4 protein-coding genes are annotated in these 3,113 nt (G+C 70.6%); all 4 read left to right on the top strand.

Translation table 11 applies throughout. The annotated features are described in order from the left end of the window. Positions 1–925: VWA domain-containing protein (locus VFV09_10920; GenBank protein ID HEU4868227.1), on the top strand; the 925-nt coding region annotated here is incomplete at its 5' end. A gap of 9 nt (positions 926–934) precedes the next feature. Beyond that, the gene (locus VFV09_10925) at positions 935–1,633 is read left to right on the top strand and encodes a 5-oxoprolinase subunit PxpA (protein ID HEU4868228.1); all 699 of its coding nucleotides are present in this window, start codon (positions 935–937) and stop codon (positions 1,631–1,633) included. Then, positions 1,630–2,232 carry a carboxyltransferase domain-containing protein gene (locus tag VFV09_10930; GenBank protein ID HEU4868229.1) on the top strand — a complete coding sequence of 201 codons (603 nt, stop codon included), beginning with the start codon at positions 1,630–1,632 and terminating at the stop codon, positions 2,230–2,232. Before VFV09_10925 ends, VFV09_10930 begins: the two co-directional genes overlap by 4 nt. Further along, complete coding sequence (locus VFV09_10935; protein HEU4868230.1) at positions 2,229–2,999, top strand: biotin-dependent carboxyltransferase family protein; 771 nt, start codon at positions 2,229–2,231, stop codon at positions 2,997–2,999. The genes VFV09_10930 and VFV09_10935 overlap by 4 nt, the downstream gene beginning before the upstream one ends. Positions 3,000–3,113 lie beyond the last annotated feature (114 nt).

Here is a 3,113-nt window from a genome sequence, read left to right on the forward strand (position 1 = left end):
GCTGAAGCGCATCGAGAAAGCCCTGGAGGAGTCCGGGATGCTCGCCCGGGAGGGCGGAAAGCTGAAGCTGACCGCCCGGGGGATCCGAAAGCTCGGCGAGCGGGCTCTGGTCAAGGTCTTCGAGGTCCTGCAGCACGACCGGCCAGGCGCCCACGAGGACCGGTCGACCGGCGGCGCCGCCGAGCCGACCGGCGCCACCCGGCCCTGGCGGTTCGACGAGGACGGCGGCGAGATCTCGGTCCAGCGCACGGTGTTCAACGCAGTCACCCGCAGCCTGGCCCGGTCGGAGACCGGCGCGGTGAAGCTCCAGCCCGACGACTTCGAGCTGATCGAGTCCGAGTCCCGCACCCGAACCGCCACCGCCCTGCTGCTGGACCTGTCGTTCTCCATGCCTCTTCGGGGCCACTGGGTGGCCGCCAAGAAGATGGCGCTCGCGCTGCACGCTCTGATCGAGGGCAAGTACCCGCAGGACGACCTGTACCTCATCGGCTTCTCCGACTACGCCCGCAAGCTGGAGCCGGCGGAGCTGACGGTCGAGGGCACGATCGAACGGGTCTACGGCACCAACATGCAGCACGCCTTCCTGCTGGCCCGCCGGCTGTTGAGCGAGCACCCCGGTGCGACCCGCCAGGTGATCATGGTTACCGACGGGGAGCCCACGGCCCACCTGGTCGAGGGCTACAACGGCGGCGTCGAGGCGACCTTCCGCTGGCCCCCGACCTCCGAGACCATCCACAAGACGCTCGCCGAGGCGTCCCGGCTCTCCAGCTCCGGGATCACGCTGAACATCTACATGCTGGAGGAGGACGAGGGCCTCACCAGGTTCATGGACGAGCTGGCGCAGCTGACCGGGGGCCGGGTCTTCCACGCCGCCGGCCACGACATCGGCGAGTTCGTTCTGCGGGACTTCGTCAAGTACCGGTAGCCTGCGGGCGTGGCCAAACTCATAGATCTAAACGCCGATGTCGGCGAAGGCCTCCCCGAAGAACCCGAGCGGGCACTCCTCGAGGTGGTCTCCTCGGCCAGCATCGCCTGCGGCTTCCACGCCGGCGACGCGGCGACCATGCGACGAACGCTGGCGCTGGCAAAGGAGCTCGGGGTCCGGGTGGGCGCCCACCCCTCCTACCCCGACCGGGACAACTTCGGGCGGATGTCGATGGCGATGCGGCCCGAGTCGCTCGTCGACTGCATCGGCGAGCAGGTCTCGATGCTGCAGGAGGCGGCGCTGGAAACCGGCATGCACATCTCCTACCTCAAACCCCACGGGGCGCTGTACAACGACGCTGCCGTCGACGAGGCGGTCGCCCGCTCGGTCGCTACCGCCGCCGCCCTGCTGGGGCTGCCGATGATGCTCCTGGCCGGCGCTCCCACCCTCTCCCGGCTGCCCGGAGACTCACCCCCGGTGATCGCGGAGGGCTTTCTCGACCGCGGCTACCGGGAGGACGGCACCTTGGTTCCCCGAACCGAGACCGGCGCCCTGAGATCCGATCCGGCCGTCGCCGCCGCACAGGCGGTACGGCTGGCGCCCTCGGTCGACTCGCTGTGCGCCCACTCCGACTCCCCGGCTGCGGCGAGCCTCGCCCGGGCCGCCCGGGCTGCATTGGAAGCCGCCGGCTTCGGGATAGGCCCATGAGCGACGAGGTGCCGGAGTTCAGCGTCGACGACTTCGGCGACCGCAGCTTTATGGTCCGCTTCTCAGCCGAACCGTCGGCCGGCCTGACCGCGATCCTGGCGGCCCTGGCAAAGGCGGCGGCCGGTCTGGAGGGGGTGCTGGATGCCTGCCCCGGGCTGACCACCGTGCTGGTGGAGGCGCGTAGTGACCACCGGGACGCCGTCCGGGCCGCCCTTCCTGCACTCATGGCCGAGGTGGAGCCGGCGGAGGGCACCCTGCACGAGATCGAGGTGACCTACGTCGGAGAGGACCTCGAATGGGTTTGCGAACACCTCGGCCTGACCTCCGAAGCCCTGGTGGCCCTCCACTCGGAACCGCTCTACGACGTGAGGCTGCTCGGCTCCCCCGGCTTCGTCTACCTGTCGGACGTGTCGCCGAAGATCGCCGTACCCAGGCTGTCCGAGCCCCGGGAGATGGTTCCGGCGGGCTCGGTCGGCATCGGGGGCAGCCAGGCCGGCATCTACGGCCGGGCGCGGCCCGGGGGGTGGCGCATTCTCGGACGGACGGCGGAGGTGCCGGCGATCGTCCCCGGGGACCGGGTCAGGTTCGTCCCGCGGTGATTCGCATCGTCGCTCCGGCGATCGCCACCAGCGTCCAGGACCAGGGCAGGTTCGGCATGCGAATGATCGGCTTCGGTCGCTCGGGGGCGATGGACCCGGAGTCGCTGCGCGCAACAAACCGGGCGGCGGGCGCCTACGCCGGTTCGGCGGGGGTGGAGTTCGGCCCGGGCGTCCTGGTGATCGAGACCACCACCGCAGGCACCCTGGCATTCGGCGGGGCTCCCCGGCCGGGTGCGCCCTGGTGGCAGACGCTTGAGGTGGAGGCCGGCGAGCGGTTCGAGCTGGGCAGCCCGGCCGAGGGGATGTGGAGCTACCTGGCGATCGGTGGAGGAGTCGACGCGCCAATGGTCATGGGCAGCCGGTCGACCAACGTCCGGGAGGGCATAGGCCGGTGGCTGACGCCCGGCGACCTGCTGACGGCGGGGGCCGAAGCCGCCGCTCCGGAGCCGCCGGTCCGGCCGTCCATGACCGGCGAGATCCGGGTCATCGGCGACCTCTCGGGCGACTGGACGGTCGGAGGGCGCGTGGACCGCATGGGTTACCAGTTGGAAGGCCGGACCGTGGAGGGCGGCCGAAGCGACCTACACTCCGAGCCGCTGCTGCCCGGGTGCATTCAGATCCCGCCCAACGGCAAGCCGATCGTCCTGATGGCCGAAGGCCCGACCGTCGGCGGATACACGCTCGGCGGCGTGATCCACTCGGAAGATCTGAGGCTGGTGGCGCAGACCCAGCCCGGTGGCCGCCTGACGCTGGTTCGGCGACCGTAGGCCGCTGGGGGCCGGGGCCGCAGGCGACACCGGCCCGGGCGGTTCTTGACAGCATCCGGAGTACAGGTTGATCCTCGACTTCCACCTACAAGGAAGAGCGCATTTCTGACCTGA

It is taken from the genome of Actinomycetota bacterium (assembly GCA_035759705.1).
Taxonomy (GTDB): domain Bacteria; phylum Actinomycetota; class CADDZG01; order JAHWKV01; family JAHWKV01; genus JAJCYE01.

What these genes read in the sequence shown, in the direction of transcription:
- VFV09_10930 (HEU4868229.1), top strand. Translation starts at nt 1,630, where the DNA reads ATGAGCGACGAGGTGCCGGAGTTCAGCGTCGACGACTTCGGCGACCGC.